Annotated in this window: 18 protein-coding genes and 1 pseudogene; 11 read left to right on the top strand and 8 right to left on the bottom strand. The window is 68.2% G+C overall.

All coding sequences use genetic code 11. The features are described 5' to 3' along the window. Window positions 1-180 precede the first annotated feature (180 nt). From DL519_RS48710 to DL519_RS16570, 3 genes are all read left to right on the top strand, one after another. A complete protein-coding gene (locus DL519_RS48710; RefSeq protein ID WP_190816108.1) occupies window positions 181-423 on the top strand; it encodes a transposase in 243 nt (80 codons plus the stop codon). A 239-nt stretch (window positions 424-662) separates the two neighbouring features. Further along, complete coding sequence (locus DL519_RS16565) at window positions 663-1,004, top strand: histone-like nucleoid-structuring protein Lsr2 (RefSeq protein WP_190816111.1); 342 nt, start codon at window positions 663-665, stop codon at window positions 1,002-1,004. Between the two features lie 602 nt (window positions 1,005-1,606). Then, window positions 1,607-2,632, top strand: coding sequence for a MarR family transcriptional regulator (locus DL519_RS16570; RefSeq protein WP_190816113.1), 1,026 nt, complete (start codon window positions 1,607-1,609; stop codon window positions 2,630-2,632). A gap of 112 nt (window positions 2,633-2,744) precedes the next feature. Here DL519_RS16570 and DL519_RS16575 read toward each other — a convergent pair whose 3' ends face one another. The 5 genes and pseudogenes from DL519_RS16575 to DL519_RS50040 form a co-directional block, all read right to left on the bottom strand. Then, the gene (locus tag DL519_RS16575) at window positions 2,745-3,143 is read right to left on the bottom strand and encodes a hypothetical protein (RefSeq protein ID WP_223839107.1); all 399 of its coding nucleotides are present in this window, start codon (window positions 3,141-3,143) and stop codon (window positions 2,745-2,747) included. 438 nt (window positions 3,144-3,581) lie between these two features. Beyond that, window positions 3,582-4,019 (bottom strand): hypothetical protein, encoded by a 438-nt coding sequence (locus DL519_RS16580; RefSeq protein ID WP_190816115.1) that lies wholly within the window; start codon window positions 4,017-4,019, stop codon window positions 3,582-3,584. Window positions 4,020-4,094: 75 nt separating this feature from the next. Continuing rightward, window positions 4,095-4,394, bottom strand: coding sequence for a hypothetical protein (locus DL519_RS16585; RefSeq protein ID WP_190816117.1), 300 nt, complete (start codon window positions 4,392-4,394; stop codon window positions 4,095-4,097). A 257-nt stretch (window positions 4,395-4,651) separates the two neighbouring features. After that, window positions 4,652-5,195 (bottom strand): annotated as a pseudogene (locus DL519_RS16590) (IS1634 family transposase); the annotation flags it as partial. A 141-nt stretch (window positions 5,196-5,336) separates the two neighbouring features. Next, window positions 5,337-5,618: a transposase family protein gene (locus DL519_RS50040; RefSeq protein ID WP_397545057.1), complete on the bottom strand. Its 282-nt coding sequence runs from the start codon at window positions 5,616-5,618 to the stop codon at window positions 5,337-5,339. On the opposite strand from DL519_RS50040, the gene DL519_RS48715 reads away from it, so the two are divergent. Both DL519_RS48715 and DL519_RS16600 read left to right on the top strand, forming a co-directional pair. Then, entirely contained in the window at window positions 5,583-5,711 is a 129-nt protein-coding gene (locus DL519_RS48715) for a hypothetical protein (RefSeq protein ID WP_263399654.1), read from the top strand. The two genes, DL519_RS50040 and DL519_RS48715, sit on opposite strands and share 36 nt — an antisense overlap. Before the next feature lie 393 nt (window positions 5,712-6,104). Beyond that, window positions 6,105-6,365 (top strand): hypothetical protein, encoded by a 261-nt coding sequence (locus tag DL519_RS16600; protein WP_190816119.1) that lies wholly within the window; start codon window positions 6,105-6,107, stop codon window positions 6,363-6,365. 7 nt (window positions 6,366-6,372) lie between these two features. Here DL519_RS16600 and DL519_RS16605 read toward each other — a convergent pair whose 3' ends face one another. After that, complete coding sequence (locus tag DL519_RS16605) at window positions 6,373-7,284, bottom strand: transposase (RefSeq protein WP_190816121.1); 912 nt, start codon at window positions 7,282-7,284, stop codon at window positions 6,373-6,375. A gap of 73 nt (window positions 7,285-7,357) precedes the next feature. Here DL519_RS16605 and DL519_RS16610 point away from each other — a divergent pair, with 73 nt between their 5' ends. Next, window positions 7,358-7,666, top strand: coding sequence for a group II intron maturase-specific domain-containing protein (locus tag DL519_RS16610; RefSeq protein WP_190816123.1), 309 nt, complete (start codon window positions 7,358-7,360; stop codon window positions 7,664-7,666). A 205-nt stretch (window positions 7,667-7,871) separates the two neighbouring features. Next, window positions 7,872-8,948: a pyridoxal phosphate-dependent aminotransferase gene (locus DL519_RS16615; RefSeq protein ID WP_190816125.1), complete on the top strand. Its 1,077-nt coding sequence runs from the start codon at window positions 7,872-7,874 to the stop codon at window positions 8,946-8,948. On the opposite strand, the gene DL519_RS16620 is transcribed toward DL519_RS16615, so the two are convergent. Then, window positions 8,945-9,613, bottom strand: a complete 669-nt coding sequence (locus DL519_RS16620) for a GntR family transcriptional regulator (RefSeq protein WP_190816127.1) — start codon at window positions 9,611-9,613, stop codon at window positions 8,945-8,947. The two genes, DL519_RS16615 and DL519_RS16620, sit on opposite strands and share 4 nt — an antisense overlap. A gap of 225 nt (window positions 9,614-9,838) precedes the next feature. Between DL519_RS16620 and DL519_RS16625 the strand changes: the two genes are divergently transcribed. The 4 genes from DL519_RS16625 (at window position 9,839) to DL519_RS16640 (ending at window position 15,063) form a co-directional block, all read left to right on the top strand. Then, window positions 9,839-11,899: a hydantoinase/oxoprolinase family protein gene (locus DL519_RS16625; RefSeq protein WP_190816128.1), complete on the top strand. Its 2,061-nt coding sequence runs from the start codon at window positions 9,839-9,841 to the stop codon at window positions 11,897-11,899. After that, window positions 11,896-13,542: a hydantoinase B/oxoprolinase family protein gene (locus tag DL519_RS16630; RefSeq protein WP_223839111.1), complete on the top strand. Its 1,647-nt coding sequence runs from the start codon at window positions 11,896-11,898 to the stop codon at window positions 13,540-13,542. Before DL519_RS16625 ends, DL519_RS16630 begins: the two co-directional genes overlap by 4 nt. A gap of 64 nt (window positions 13,543-13,606) precedes the next feature. Continuing rightward, on the top strand, window positions 13,607-14,920 hold the full coding sequence (locus DL519_RS16635; protein WP_190816130.1) for an MFS transporter: 1,314 nt from the start codon (window positions 13,607-13,609) through the stop codon (window positions 14,918-14,920). Beyond that, the gene (locus tag DL519_RS16640) at window positions 14,917-15,063 is read left to right on the top strand and encodes a hypothetical protein (protein WP_190816132.1); all 147 of its coding nucleotides are present in this window, start codon (window positions 14,917-14,919) and stop codon (window positions 15,061-15,063) included. The genes DL519_RS16635 and DL519_RS16640 overlap by 4 nt, the downstream gene beginning before the upstream one ends. Before the next feature lie 204 nt (window positions 15,064-15,267). Here the strand turns inward: DL519_RS16640 and DL519_RS46590 are convergent, their stop codons facing one another. Beyond that, window positions 15,268-15,558 carry a hypothetical protein gene (locus DL519_RS46590; protein WP_223839113.1) on the bottom strand — a complete coding sequence of 97 codons (291 nt, stop codon included), beginning with the start codon at window positions 15,556-15,558 and terminating at the stop codon, window positions 15,268-15,270. Window positions 15,559-15,880 lie beyond the last annotated feature (322 nt).

Here is a 15,880-nt window from a genome sequence, read left to right on the forward strand (position 1 = left end):
CACGCCATGCCATCACCCAGACCACTCACGGCAATCCAACTGAATGTTTACACTGCTGCGTGCGGTGATCGGACTGTCTCCCAACCAGACCGGCGTTGCCACCACCGGCCACCAGGTCCGCAGGGCCTTCGAGGCGTTTTCACCTTCTGCGGCACCACCGGGGGTACCGTTGCCGAGATCGTGACCCTGGCCCAGACCATCTCCACCTGGCGTGAGGAGATCGCCCGTGGTGTGCTCACCGGCCACAGCAACGCCGCCGCCGAGGGCGTTAACCGGTTGGTCAAGCTCGTCTACCGGGGCGCGTTCGGGTTCACCTGCGTCGCCAACCAGCAACGCCGTTCCCGCTACGCCGCCTCTCGATCCACCCGCCCCGAATGGCTACATACCGTCACCACGTCATCGATACGCCGCGTAGCAACCTGATCACAAGATCCCATCAGGCGCGAAGAGCCCCCTGAAGTCAGCAGGTACTCCTTGCTGCGGCAGCGATAGAACATCGCCGTCCGCGACAGCCAGCACCTGTGACACCCCAGAGAATGCCGCGACCGTAATCCACCCGGACGCGGCGGCGCTCCGTGGATTTTATCTCGGGCGGTTGCCCTACAATCCGTTTCCGTACCGGCGTCCGGAATTCACGATACCGGACAAACGAAAGGAACCGCATGGCTGAGAAAGTAACCGTTGCGCTCGTCGACGACATCGACGGCACGCCCGCTGAGACCACCGTCGAGTTCAGCCTAGATGGAGTCAACTACACGATCGACCTGTCACAGGACAACGACACTGAACTTCGGGACGCCCTCACACCCTATGTGTCTCATGCCCGCCGGACCGGAGGGCGAAAGCGCGCGACTATCAAGCCCGCCAAAGCTGCCGCTCCACCGACGACGGACAAAGAACGCAACCAGGCCATTCGCGCCTGGGCTCGCGAACAAGGTTTTCAGGTGTCCGACCGAGGCCGTATCCCCGCGGAGATCGCCGAAGCCTACGACAACGCTCGATAATCGAAGGCGGGGCCGCCGGCCGGCACGCCTGCGGCCTCGCCTCGCACCACGCGGTGGACGGCGGGGCCGCAGGCCTGCGCCGGGGATATGGGGGTGCATAGGGAGGATCACCAGGGGGATCCGCAGGAGGCCGCGCTTAGAGGACCATCCCCTCAACGGCGGTCCCGCGCTGCGTAGCGTGCCTTACCGGGGATCCGCGGGTATCTCCGACTGGCCTGGCCACAGGCCGGGAGAAACATCGAGGCGGGCGGACGGCCAGGCATCACGTCAGGACACTCCCATCACGCATTTCACTGCCCGCATCCCGATAAATAGCCTCCCCTCCACTATTGTTGTTTTCATTTCGCTTTTCAGGCATTTTTCAAGCCACTTACTTTCGGGGATCCCATTCGCCGGCGCTTGGGATTCGAATAGGAAATGTGAGCGATTTCAAAATAACGGCAGGTCGCCCCCTATTGGGCGGTTCGAAAAGAGTCCTGAAAATGGGGCTTTATTTGTTGAATCGTGCGCGGCACAGAGCTATCTTTGAACCATCACCGGGGGAACCGGGAAATCACCGAAATGCCGCCCCTGGCGGAGCTATGTTCACCGAGGGAGCTACCGTGCTGATGGCCGCGATCCAACCTGCCGCCGAAATCTGCGAATCCGGCGATGCCGCCGAAACCGAGATGCCGATTGTGTGGCCCACCGCCTGGGAAGGGGAATTGCACATGACACCGCCCGCCGGTTCGCCAGGAACCCCCGCACCCGCTCCGGTGCCCTCGGGTACTGCGGGGGGTGTCCGGTTGCGCAGTGGCGAGCTGCGGCGGATTGTCGCCGAATGGCTCACCGATCACACGGGAACGGAATTCACGCCACGCGACATAGCCAAAAAGTTGGGCCGCTCGTCGGGCGCGGTCGGCAACGCGTTGCAGGTGCTCACCGATCGCGGCGAGGCCGAGAGGACCGTGCCGGGGGGTGGCGGCCGTGAACGACCCGTCGGCCGGGTCGATGTAGCCCCAGCCGGCCATGCCCCGACCGCAGACCATCAGGGTGAGCGTGCGGCCCGGGTCGACCACGGTCGCGCGGATTCGCGACACGATGGTGGCAGGTGTTCACGAGACAATCGTTTTCCGAATTGGGACAAGGCAAGCGCCGGTGCGGGCGACGCGCATGCCTCTATCCGGGTGAATGTGCTCGCTCTGAGACAACGACGTCTCCGATCCGGGCAGTGTGTACGGGGACCGGAACGGCCCGGGCACCAATCGGACGAGAGGGAAATGCCAATGAGATTCACCCGACGGGCAGCGCGAAACGGGGTCGCCGTCGCTGCCGCGGTGACACTGGCGACCACCGGTGCCGTGGCCGCACCGCAGGCCTCTGCCGTTGAGGCCTGCAGATCCAACGGTCTGTGTCTGTACTACAACACCGGATTCACCGACATGCACTTCGTGACCGAGAGAACCGGAGCCGGTTGTTGGGGTCTCAACGCTTTTGGGCTCAATGAGCACGTCAACTCTTACGTCAACAACCTGCCCGTGACCGTATATATGCGGCGTGTCAACTGGGATATCGCTTGGTCTATCCGCCCTGGTGGCAGCAGTTCGAACAGCACACCATTCGTGGGCGAGGCCTACGTCTGCACCTAGTGAGGAGCCGCTTCAGTCGGAAATCGCTGGGGTGGCCTGCTGCCGTGTGGGTCACCCCAGCGCCGGGTCAGTGCCCGTGAGCGCTTTTCGGCGCTATAGCACCCAAAACCACTCACGGTCTCCGGTGAGAGTCATGTCTGCCCGCCTTTCTCGGACGTTCTGGGAAGCCGAGGTTGACGCCGCCGTGGCTCGGGTCCGGCCAGCGGGTCGTGACGACCTTGCCACGGGTGAGGAAGTGCACGGCTTCGGTGCCGTGTGCGTGGGTGTCGTCGAAGCTGTCGTAGGCGACCGGCACCGGGATCGGCACGTTGATGCCGACCATGCCGACCTCTACCTCGTTCTGGAAATTCCAACGTTGGCCTTCACCTTGTCGCTGTGCGCCTTGGTCACCAGGGCCCCATGTCGGTGCCGCGGGTGCCGTCACCGGTGCGGAGCCGGCCGCCCGGTCGGCGATACGGGCCACGAGGTCGTCGGCGACCGAGCCCACGGCGACGACGGCGGAGATCGCCATGCATCGCTCCCGTGGAGCCGAACCCGGCGTTGACCATGGAGTCGGCGGCGAGGTCGAGGTCGGAGTCGGAGCATGCGAATCTTGAGGACCGGGAGAATTGCGCAAGGTTGGAATATCTGCCCTTCCCCAGTTCGGGACGGCGGCGTGGTGCCCGAGCCTGAGGTCGAGCACCGCGCCGGCGAGGTGAACAAGGTCGGCCGCGCGGTGTTCCACGAGATCAACGAGGTGGACCCCGGCCACACCCTCACCCTGATGGTCTGCCGCCCCGGCATGGTCGGCTGGGGCTACATCGACCCCGTTATCTGGGCACTTTCGAGGTGTCACCGACGGCGCGTTCACCGCCGCCACCCTCCCCGCCCGTTTCCTCGAGCTTCAGCGCGCACTCAACCCGCACCGCTAGTAAACCTGCCCGCATCCGGCGGGCCGGCGGTCAGCGGATCACCCCAACTCGTCGGGCAGCCAATGCCAGCGATTCGGGTTCCGTTCCTGTGCGGCTTCAACCAGTTTTCCCAGTACGAAGGGCCTGACGTCCGGCCGGTCCCAGCCATGGGTCTGGATCAGCAGATCCACGGCGTGCTCGCCGAGTTGGTGCACGGCAGCGTGGTTCCAGGCGGGCATCAACGTCCAGCACGTCGTGCACTGGTACGAACGGTCGGCCGCGGAGGACGTTGGCGCGACCCGGATCTGGCAGTCCCGATCCAGCGCGGGGACGACGTCGAGCACTGAGCCCCAGGGTTCCTGCCCGCTGGCTGCCAACCGAGCGGCGCGAAGCGTTTCGCGGCCGCTGATCTCGGTGTCCCACAGCCAAGGCCGCAGCATGAACGTCCATTCCCGGGTCACCCCGTGGCTGCGCATCTGCCGCGACGGGTTCAGCACGCCGTTCTCGTCCCAGATCGGATCATCCGGCCTCTCCCACACCGTGTACCGGCGTTCCCGGCGCCGCTGCTCGACCTAGCTCAGCGCGAGCCCCGAGGCGACCCGCCGGACGATCCGGGCCCGCCGGCAACTCAGGAACATGCCCGGGGAGTGGCCCTGGTAGTCCGGGTCTTCCTCGGTCGATCCGACCGACTGCACCTCGTAGAGGTCGCCGGGGACCGGCCGGTCCCCTGCCACCAGGTAACGGCTGGCGAAGGCGGCTGCGACGCCCTCGTCGGTCGTGACGTACACCCTGGTGGGGTCGTGGGCCGCGTTCGGGGAGGTGTAGCGGACGGAAAGCCCGAGTTCCGCCGCCGGCAGCAGCAGCTCGCCCACCGCCAGCCCCGGAACGCCGCCGTGAAAAGTACGACCCGTGGTTCTCTGGGCTGCTCATCCGTCCTGCCCTGGTGACCAGTCCGGAACCGGCAGGGCAGCACTGCGGGAGCTGGATGTTCAACGCATTCATGATCAGCGGTCACCCCACGAAGCTAGCCGGAGTTTCCCCGCTAGTCCGTGCTTGAGTGGTGTTTGTGCTGGCCAGGATGGGTTTCCGGGTGAGGTGGACGTATTACCTAATGCGGCTGGTGGCCTGGTCAGCGGGTGGGCGCGTAGCGGTGGATGTCGAACAGTTCGGCGAGTTGTTTCTGGGTAGAGCATGCGCTGTGCGCGGGGGCGGCCTTTACCGCCGTCGTGGTAGAGCAGGACGGTTTCCTGGATGCCGCCGAGTTCGTCGAGCAGTTCCCGCACGGACAGGTGCAGGCCCGCGTGTTCTGCTTGGCGACGCATCAGATGCGCGACAGCGAGGGCCAGCACACAGTAGAAGACATATACCCGGATCTTGGAGTCGGTCCAGTGGCGCATCGGGGAAAACGACACCACGTGCGGGTCTTTCATCTGCCGGAACCCGGACTCGACCTCAGATTGCGACCGGTAGGCGGCGACCACCTCTGCGACGGTCCACTCAGTACGGTTGGTGAACAGGATCCGCTTGCCGAAGAACCGGTTCTCCAGACGTTTGCGGGCTTTCTGGTCGGTGCGCCACGCCAAGCGGAACTCGGCCGGGGTGTGGCCGGTCAGGGTGATGGTGAGGACCTCGCCGACCCAGCGAGGCCGGCAGATCGCGGCGATCTCGGCTTCCCAGTCCCGCAGGTAGCCGGTCCAGGTCGGTGAGAGGCCGTCAGTGAGCCGTTCAAGATCCATCAGCGGCATAGTCCACAAGAGACATGCACCTGCGAAAACCGAGAAACCGCAGCACAAACCGGCGCAGCTCACTTCCGCTCAGTGCAGTACAACGCGGTTCAACCCCCTACAACCCTCCCATTTCCCTCCCGCTCCACCCATCCAGACACCGACGCCAGGCGAAACTGGCGACACCGCGTCCGGCGGCGCAGCAACCTTTCCCCACCCCGCACTGACCCACCGTTGGCGCACACTTGAGTTGCTGGCGCACTCACCCACCGCCAGCAGGGAGGTCGCTCCGGCCAGAACCGCGCACGCGGTCAGCGCGAGCACGACGACCAGAGCGTGCCATACGCAGTGCGGATCGCGAGGGTCGGGCACCTCGGCCAGTCGCTCCAGCAGGCCCGGGATCTCCTCGGGCACGGCCCCGGGATGCTCGCGGAGTTGGTCAATGGCAGGCGGGATCGGCGATGATGCGTCGGCAGGCACGGTCTTCCACTCGGATCACGGGGCGGCGAGAACTCCATGATCTTGGAAGCCCGTGCCTGTCACGTTCCCAGAACCCCGTCGAACTGACAGATTGTTACGAATCGGGCGTCAAGCGACTGCGGCGAAGCGCTGGCTGCCCGCCCAACGACGAACCGGGCCTGTGGCAGGCCCTGGATGTGGTAACCGATCCCCGCTACGCCCGCGGCCTGCGGTATCGGCTGCCGTTGCTGCTGGCCCTGGCGGTGCTGGCGGTGGCCGCAGGGGCCTAGACGTTCCTCGAGATCGCCGAGTACGCCGCGGATCTGCCGGTCTGGCTTGTGGCCGAGCTCGGGGTGTGTTCGTGGTCGGGCACCCCGTCGGGGGTGGACCTTCGCGCGGGTGCCGGCCAGGGTCGATCATGACGAGCTCGACCAGGCGTTGTCCGGCTGGACGCTGCAGGACAGCGAGCCGGCGGAGGCGGTCGCCGTCGATGGCAAGACGATGCGGGCCGCGGTCACCGGGCAGGAAAAGATGCCGCAAACGCAGGTGGTCGCCGCGATGAACTCCCGCGGCGAAGTTGTTGGCCAGGCCGCGGCCGATGGTGGTGATGACAACGCCGCAGCCCGGGATCTTCTGGCCCGGCTGGACCCTGCTGGCTAATTCCTGATCATGCTGCGAGGGCGAGTTCGAGGCGGGTGAGATGGCTGGTGCGGGTTCGGTCGAGGGGGTGGCCGTTCCACCAGGCATCGAGGCGGATCAGGTTGAGTGCGACCGCGGAGAACACGTGTTGCAGGTGGGTCTTGGCCAGGCCGCGGTAACGGGCGTGGCGTAGGTCGGTGACCGCGATGCCTTGGCGGATGGTGCCCTCGACGCCGGCCCGCAGCGCGTATTTGGCGTGCCAGTCCTTGGTTTCCTGGTCGGCGCGGGCAGCGCGTTGAGCCTCGTGGACGGCCCGCGGGTGCACGGTGATTTGGCGTCGCCGGGTCCGGGAGGTGGTGCACTGCTCGCGGACTGGACAGGGCCCGCAGGTGGCGGTCGCGAAGGTGATCACGATCGTGTCGGTGCCGCGCTGGGTGGCCGGGTTCCAGGTGGAGCTGGTCTGGCCTTGTGGGCAGGTGGCCTGCTCGCGGTCGAAATCGATGGTGAACGCGGCCCGGTCGAACCCGGTGCCGGCCCTGGCCTGGGGTGAGTGGTCGGCCAGCAGGGGAGTGATCAGCGTGACACCGAAATCGGTTGCGGAGCTGACGATCAGCTCGGCCGAGGGGTAGCCGGAGTCCAGGTAGTGCTCGCCGGGCAGCAGGCTACGACGATCCAGCGCCTGGTGGATCGGTTCGGTCATGGCCACGTCCGGGACACTCGCGTCCGTGGTCGCCAGGTTCGTGATCAGGTTGGGTCGTGGCACGGTGGCATCGGCCGGCTGGGTGCTGGGGCGTTCGCAGGTCTCGCTGACGTGCACCTTGTAGCCGTTCCAGAAGGTGTCGCGTTTGCCGCCCCATCGGGCATCGGTGTCATACGGCGAACTCAGGCGCCATCTCCCTGGCGGGAGACCGTCCGTGTCCGCCTCCCGCCGTGTGATCACCTCCCGTCCGTTGCCGGTGATCGTGCGGGTGTAGTTCTGCAGTTCTCGGCCTCCATCGCGGTGGAGGCCGGCGATGAGAACGCCGCGGTTCTATACCGGCTTTCTGCCAGGCGTCAGCCCCGCTGCGCTCAAGGCGATGCGGCAGCAGGTCCGCACCTGGCGGATACACGTACGCACCGGATTCGATCTGAAAGGGCTCGCCGATTGGATCAATCCGATCGTGTCGGGCTGGATCACGTACTACGGCCGGTTCTACCGGTCCGCGTTGTATCCCTTCCTACGGCGTATCAACACCTACCTGATGCGGTGGGCTCAGAAGAAGTACAAGCGGCTGCGCAGCTTCAAACGCTCAGCACCCATTGGCTCCGGCATACGACACTGACCTGGGTGGAACGTCACCTGTGAAGACGCGGCCGCTGGCGACTTGACGCGACCGGCCATACCGACGTTAGAGTTCCTCTCATCGCCTGCGACGGCCTGATGACACCGCTCGCCGGCGGATGCTTCTTCCGCCCATGAACTAGCGCGCTGGCCGCGTGGTCCGGGGCTTCCATCGCGCCATTGAGCGCCCGTCATCAGGAGCTTCGATGCTCGAGCGTCTCCCTGCTCTCGCCCTCGCTGATCGAGCCGCCGACCGTCCCGATCCCGTGCAGCTGGCCGGGGTGCCGGTGCTACCCATGCCAGAGCACGTCGTCGAGGCGGTGCGACGGGTGGCGGGCACGCCGTTCCCGCGGATCAGCCGCGGCTCGCCCACGTTGCGGGCGGCCCTCGGGGCTGCGGTCCACGCCGATCCGGACGAACTGCTGGTGACCCACGGCGCGCAGCACGGCATGAGCGTGGCGCTGCGGGCCCTGCTGGCGCCGGGTGACGAGGTGCTGGTCCCGACGCCGACGTACTTCTTCGACGGCATGGTCCGGATGGCCGGGGCCCGCCCGGTCCACGTCCGGACCCTGGCGGCGGACGGCTGGGCGGCCGATCCCGTGGCCTTGACCGCGGCGATCACCCCGGCCACCCGGGCCCTGTTGCTGTGCAACCCGAACAACCCGACGGGACACACCCCGAGCCGGGAGCAACTCGGGGCGCTGGTGGACCTCGCCGCACGACACGGGCTGGTGGTGTTCTCGGACGAGTCCTACGAGCGCTACGTCCACGACCGGCCCAGATACGTCCCGCTGCAGACCCTGCGGGACCGGCATCCGGACCTGGTCACGGTGACCAGCCTGAGCAAGAACTACGCGTTCACACACTGGCGAGTCGGTTACGTGCACGCCCCGACGCCCCTGCTCGACCGGATCCACACCGCGTTCGAGTGGGATGCGATCAACGTCGGGGACATCCCTCAGGTCGCCGCCGAGGCCGCCGTCACCGGCCCACAGGACTGGTTGGACCGTGAGTTCGCACGGTTCCGCGGAAACCGGGACCTGCTGGTCCGGGTGCTTGGCGATGCCGGGGTCCCAGTTGTGTCGCCGGCGTCGGGGATCTTCGCGTTCGCCGACCTGAGCAGGCTCGGGATGGGCCGAGACCTCGAGGACGCGCTGCTCGCCCGCGGGATCTCCGCCCTGGCCGGGGACGCCTTCGGTGGACCTGCAGATCACGTGCGCCTGCTCTACGGCGGCCCAGCATCTGGCCTGCGTGAACTCGGTCGCAGGCTGCGGGATGGCTAGGGGATGGCGATGGACGCGCTGGTCACTGCGGTGCTGGTGGTCAGCGCGTCCAGGACCTCGCGCCGGGCGGAGGCGGTCCGCCGCGCCATCGCTTCCTGGGCCGCCTCCGGGTCCCCGGCGATGATGGCCGCGACGATCGCCCGCCGCTCCTGGATCCGGCCCGGTGGCATGGACGGATCCAGTCGGATCGCCAACCGGACCACCCGCTCCATCTCGTCCAGCGCGTCCGCGGCCGCAGCGGCAAGCCGAGCGTTCCGGGATCCGTTCGCGATGATCGACTCGAACTCGTAGTTCCGCCGGAATCGCTCCTCGAAGTGCGGCCCGCCGAGCTGGCCGTCCTCGTCGTCGACGCACAGCTCGTCGAGCCTGGCGGCCTGCGCCTCGGGCAGGCCGAACCGTGCGGTGAGCGCGGCGGACTCGGACTGGATCAGCGAGCGCATGTCGCACAGGTCGGAGACATCGCTCAAGGTCACCGGTGCGACCTCGTAACCCGCCCGCGCCAGCGGCGTAACGAGGCCGTCGCGGTGCAGTCGGGCCAGCGCCTCGCGGACCGGGGTCTTGCTGAGCCCGAACTCGCGGGCCACCGACTGCTCAGTGAAGTGCAGGCCGGGCGGGCGCTCCAGCTCGATGATCGACCGCTTCAACCGCCGGTAAGCCGTCTCCATCAGGCTGCCGATCGGCGGTGGCTCACGCAGGAGGTCTGGCTCTGAACGCCCAGGGACACGCACATCGCTGACTCTACCAGGGCATATCTGAGACACGCCCGTTATAGATATCAATTATGCATTGCTGATATCTCAACGGAGGGTTACTGTGCATCCCAACCTGATGCCGCCCGTCATCACGGCATCAGAGGTCGAACTCCTCGTAACTCACCTAAGGGAGGGTTCGTGTCCAAGACCCCCTGGCGCATCGGTGCCGACATCGGCGGCACGTTCACCGATGTCGTCGCCCTCGGTCCGCAGGGCCGCATCGTGCCGATGAAGGTGCTGTCCACACCGCCCGCGTTCGGTGAGGGCGTCGTGACCGCGACGACCGCCGCCCTCGCCGAGGGCGGGGCCGCGACCTCCGAGGTCGGCGCGATGCTGCACGGCACCACCGTTGCCACCAACGCCATCCTGGAGATGGCGGGCGCCCGCACGGCCGTCGTCACCACCCGCGGCTTCCGGGACGTCCTAGAGCTGGGCAGGCTCCGGCGTCCCACGCTCTACGACCTGTCCTGGGTCAAGCCTGCCCCGCTGGCCGCGCGCCGCCATCGCTACGAACTCGACCAGCGGATCCACGCCGACGGCACCGTCGCCCCTGCCGCGGACGCCGACGTGGCCGCCCTGGCAGCGAAGATCCGTGGTGCCGGGATCGCCGCGGTCGCGGTGTGCCTGGTCAACTCGCACCTGCGGCCGGACGAGGAGCGCCGGGTGGCGGAGCTGCTGCGCGCCGCATTGCCTGGGCTGTACGTGACCGCATCGGTTGACCTCTCGCCTGAGATCGGTGAGTTCGAGCGGACCAGTACCGCCACCGTGAACTCCTACGTCGGGCCGGTCGTCCACGACTACCTGACCGCGCTGCAGGCCGATCTGCGCGGCGCCGGTGTCACCGCCCCGCTGCTGGTCATGCAGTCCGGCGGGGGTCTGCTCGACGCCGCCAAGGTCGTCGAGCGACCGGTGCAGATCATCGAGTCCGGCCCGGCCGCGGGAGTCACCGCCGTGACCCGGCTGGCCCGGCTGATGGAGCTGGACGGTGTGGTCGCTTTCGACATGGGCGGCACCACTGCCAAGGCATCCCTGATCGAGCACGGCGAGCCGTTCGTGTCCGCTGACTACGAGGTCGGCGGCGGGATGAACGTCGCGCGCGGGCTGGGGTCCGGCGCCGGCTACCCGGTGCGCGCCCCCTCGATCGACATCGCTGAGGTCGGCGCGGGTGGCGGATCCGTGATCAGCACGGACGCCGCGGGTGCCCTGCACGTCGGTCCCACCAGCGCGGGCTCGCGCCCCGGTCCCGCCTGCTATGGCAACGGCGGCGAGCGGCCCACGCTGACCGACGCCAACGTCGCGCTGGGCTACCTCAGTCCGGAGGCGCTGGCCGGTGGTCGGGTCGCGATCCATCCCGAGCTGGCCCATAAGGCGATCAGCGGCGTGGCGGCCGAGCTGGGCACGGACGTGCCCACCGCCGCCCGCGGCGCCTACGAGGTCGCCGTGTCCGGCATGACGACCGCGGTCAAGGCCGTGACCAGCGAACGCGGCCGCGATCCGCGCGAGACCACCATGGTCGCGTTCGGCGGTGCCGGCCCGCTCTACGCCGCAGCACTGGCCCGGGAGCTGGACATCACCACCGTGCTGGTGCCGACCCACTGCGGGCTGTTCTCCAGCCTCGGCCTGCTGGTCGCGGACGTCGAGCGCTACGGGCTCACCCCCTATCGTGCAGACACCGACCTGGCCAGGGAGTTCGACCTGCTCGCGGCGGAGGTCACTGCCGCGCTGCAGACAGGCGACCCCGGCCGTGCGGTGACCGTCGACCGGTTCCTCGACGTCCGGTACCGCGGCCAGCGCTTCGAGCTGCGCATCGCCGTTCCCGACGGCCCCCTGGACGACACCGCGCTCGCCGAGGTCTGTGCCCGGTTCCACAGCGAGCACAGGCGCACCTACGGCCGCGCGGGCCAGGACGAGCTCGTCGAGTTCGTGACCCTTCGAGTGCGCGGCCGCGTCGCCGCGGGCGCCTCGCTCGAGTCGGTGCTCACCGCGCCGCTGCCGCAGGGCCGTCCCGAGGGCGTCCGCACTGTCCGGTTCGACGAGCACGTGGAGGCCACGGTGCTCAGCCGTGCCGCGCTCAGGGCGGACCCTCGCCCGGGCCCGCTGGTCATCGAGGACATGGACTCGACCACCCTCGTCCCGCCGGGCGCGACCGCCCACCGGGACCACCTGAACACCATCGTCATCCGCTGGGAGCAGTCGTGATCCGGGACGCCGCAACCTTCGAGGTCTTCCGCAACGCCGTCACCGGCGCCGCCGACGAAATGGCGATCACCGTGCTGCGCACCGCACACTCGCAGATCGTCGCGTCCAGCATGGACTTCTCGGCCGCGCTGTGCGACGCCCGCGGCCGGGTGATCGCCCAGGCCAACACCTGCCCGGTCCACCTGGGCTCCATCCCGGACGCCATGGACGCGGTGCTGACCGAGTTTGGCGAGTCCCTAGCCGAGGGAGACGTCTATGTGCTCAATGACCCGTCCCTCGGCGGCATGCACCTGCCGGACGTGTTCGCCGTCGCGCCGGTGTTCGTCGACGGCACGCTGCTCGGATTCGCGGTGTCCGTGGTCAACCACGCGGATGTCGGAGGATGGGCCGCGGGCTCGATGGCTGTGCAGTCGACCAGCATCTTCGCCGAAGGCGTGCAGATCCCGCCGTCCCGGCTGGTCGCGGGTGGGAAGCTGAACGAGACGTTCCTCAACCTCGTCCTGCGCAACGTCCGCGAGCCCGAGCTGTTCCGCGGTGACCTCGAGTCGCAGCTGGCGGCCTGCCACACCGGCGGCGCGGGGCTGCGGGGCCTCGTCTCCAGGCACGGTGTCACGGGATTCGAGGTCCTGGTCGACGAGTTGCTCGACTACGCCGAGACCCTGCTGCGCACCGAGCTCGCCGAGGCCATGCCTGGCACCTACACCTTCCGCGACCACATCGACGACGACGGCCTCGGCAGCGACCCGATCCCGTTGCAGGTGCGGGTGACGCTCGACGCCGACGGCGTGGAGTTCGACTTCACAGGCTCCTCGCCGCAGGTCGCCTCGGCGCTCAACGCAACGGCGTCGTTCACCCGTTCCGCCTCCTACGCCGCGGTCCAGGGACTGTTGGCCGGGGACCTCCCCGCCAACAGCGGCTTCTACCGCCCGTTCCGGTTCGTGATCCCCGAGGGCTCGATCCTCGACGCCCGGAGGCCCGCGGCGCGCGGTGCCCGCGGCCTCGTCGCCTACCGGATCATCGACGCCGTGCTCGGCGCCCTCGCTCCGGTGTTCCCGGACCGCGTCCCGGCCGCGGGCGACGGTGGCCCCGACTCGGTCGCCATCGGCGTGACCGAGGACGACGGCGGCTCGACCGTGCTATGGGACATCCTCTGCGGGGCCTGGGGCGCCCGGCCCGACCGCGACGGCGTGGACGGGATCAGCCCGCTCGGCGCCAACCTCGCCAACACCCCGGTCGAGGAGATCGAGCTCTCCGGGCACGTCCGCGTCGACGGCTATGGTTACCTCCCGGACACCGGCGGCGCGGGCTGCTTCCGCGGTGGACTTGCCACGTTCCGGGACATGACAATCCTGGCCCCGAGCGCGAGCGTGCAGATCCGCTCCGACCGGCGCACCCACCTGCCCTACGGCCTCGCGGGCGGCGCCCAGGGCACCCCCTCGGCCAATTTGCTGGACCCTGGCCCCAACGAGACCCTGCTGCCCGCCAAGCCGCACCTCACTATGACCGCGGGCACCCGGCACCGGCACGTCACCGCGGGCGGCGGCGGGCACGGCCACCCGCTGACCCGCGATCCCCGGCGCGTCCTCGACGACGTCCTCGACGGCAAGGTCACCCCGAGGGCGCCGCGCGCGACTACCGGGTGATCGTCACCGACTCCGGCGAGCTGGACCTCGCCGCCACCACCTCCGTACGAGAGGCGGCCCGGTCATGAGCAACGAGACCACCACCCCACCCGTCGCCGACGAGCGCCGACTCTGGCGCCGGGTCGCCTGGCGGATCATCCCGCTGGTCGGGCTCGCCTACGTGATGAGCTACATCGACCGGGCCAACCTGGGCTACGTCGCCCAACCGATGTCGCGCGACCTGGGCCTGACCGCCGCGCAGGTCGGCCTGGCGGGCGGGCTGTTCTTCATTGGCTACATCCTCGTCGAGGTCCCGAGCAACATCGCCCTGCGCCGGTTCGGGGCCCGCAAGTGGATCACCCGCATCCTGGTGTCCTGGGGCTTGGTCACTGCGGCCACGGCGGCGGTGCACTCCGCGACCACCCTCTATCTCGCCCGGCTCCTGCTCGGCTTCGCCGAGGCGGGCCTGGCCGCGGGCATCCTGCTCTACCTGACCTTCTGGTTCCCGCGTCGGCACCGGTCCTGGACGATGTCGGCGTTCTTCCTGATGATCCCGCTGTCCTCGATCGTCGGGGCGCCGCTGGCCGCCGGGTTGCTCGCCTGGGGGCAGAACCTGTTCGACATGGCGGGCTGGCGGTCGCTGTTCCTGGTCGAGGGCGTGCTCACGGTCCTGGTCGGAGCGGTGATCTTCTTCCTGCTGCCGGACCGCCCGCGGGAGGCGAAGTGGCTCAGCCCTGACGAACGCGAGCTCATCGAGGGCACCCTCGCCGCGGAGGCCGAGGAGCAGGCCGCGCACGGCGCGCTGACCGGGCTGAGGCAGGCGCTGACCAGCGGGCGGGTCTGGGCTATGGCCGTCGCGTTCTTCGCGATCGTGTTCGGGCTCTACCCCCTGGCGTTCTTCCTGCCGACGATGATCTCGTCGTTGTCGTCGTCGCTGGGCGGAGACGTCAACAGCGTGCTGCTCTCCGCCATCCCGTCGGCCGTCGCGATCGTGGCGATGGTCGTGTGGTCCCGGTTCGCTGCGCGGGTCAGCGCCGTCGTCGCTACGGCCGTGCCGATGGCGATCGGCGCGGCAGGACTCCTGCTGGCCACGTTCTCCGGCGACGGGATTCTGTTCATCGTCGGGGTCTGCGTGAGCGTGGCCGGCATCTACTCGGCCATGCCACAGTTCTGGCGGATCCCGGCGATGGGCCTGACCGGCGCCGCCGCGGCGTCCGGCATCGCGCTGATCAACTCGGTGAGCAACCTGAGCGGGTTCGTCGGCCCGTACCTCACCGGCGCGATAAAGGACGCGACCGGCGGCTATACCTGGGTGCTGCTACTCATCGCCGTCATCATGCTGCTAGGTCTGGGCGTGCTGCTCACCGTCGGGCGCCGGATGGAGGGTGTGCCGACATGACGATCACGTTGATCGTCGGCGACCTCCAGGTCGGGATCACCCGCGACTTCCCGTTCGCGGCGGGCGTCGTCGCCCCGGTCGCAACGGTCCTGCCCGCGGCGCGGGCGGCGAGGGTACTACCGGTGTTCGTCCGGGAGGAATGATCAACCAAGGGCTGCATGCATGATCAACCAGGGCAGCGAACCACACACCACCAACAAACCACCAGGTTAAAACCCAAGATTAGGGCTCGTGTTGCACAGCTGTCCCGCCCCGCCGTTGTCCGCATCGAAGGCGCTTGGACAGGCGGGACACCGGCTCGACCACGCCACTACTCGAGCGCCAGCAGCTCGCTGGAACCTCGACGCTCAGTGACGGGCCAGCGAAGTCAACCGCTCAGCGAGATCCTGGCGTTCGAATCCTGTGAAGGCCCTGCGGAGTGTGTGGATCAGATGCCTCCGCACGGGTGGCTCAGCAGAGCTGAGCAGTTCATCGACAAGCTTGCCCACGGTGTCCGGATCTGGCGGTTCTTCCGGGAGCAGTAGCTCACGCAGTTCTCGGAAATGTCGGGCGACCTCCACCGCCTCGGTCGGCTTGTCGGTGTTGTCCAGGAACCACCACGCGGTCGCGCGGAGGGGGTCAAGCAGCTGCGCGCACATCTCCTCAGACGGTACTTCCGTTCTTCGTGCTTCCACGAGACCGCAACTTGCCGCTTCTGAGCCTCCTCGTGCTCGGATACGGCGTCGACGAGGTCCGGGTCGGCGTTGACCGCCTCGCAATCGGCGCGGGCCTGCACCGGGGTGTCGTGGACGCGTTCCCAGGCCAGGAGTGCGGTGTCAACTCGGATCTCAGCTCTTCCGTCTCGGTGAGCCCGTGCCCGGTGCTGATCTGCCGGGCTCGTTGCGCGACGCCGTGCTTGGCGATGTCACGCAAGTTCGGCGGGCTCGGTTCGGTACTATCCCACCACGCCCAGATCGTGAA

The organism is Saccharopolyspora pogona (assembly GCF_014697215.1).
GTDB classification, from domain to species: Bacteria; Actinomycetota; Actinomycetes; order Mycobacteriales; family Pseudonocardiaceae; genus Saccharopolyspora; species Saccharopolyspora hattusasensis.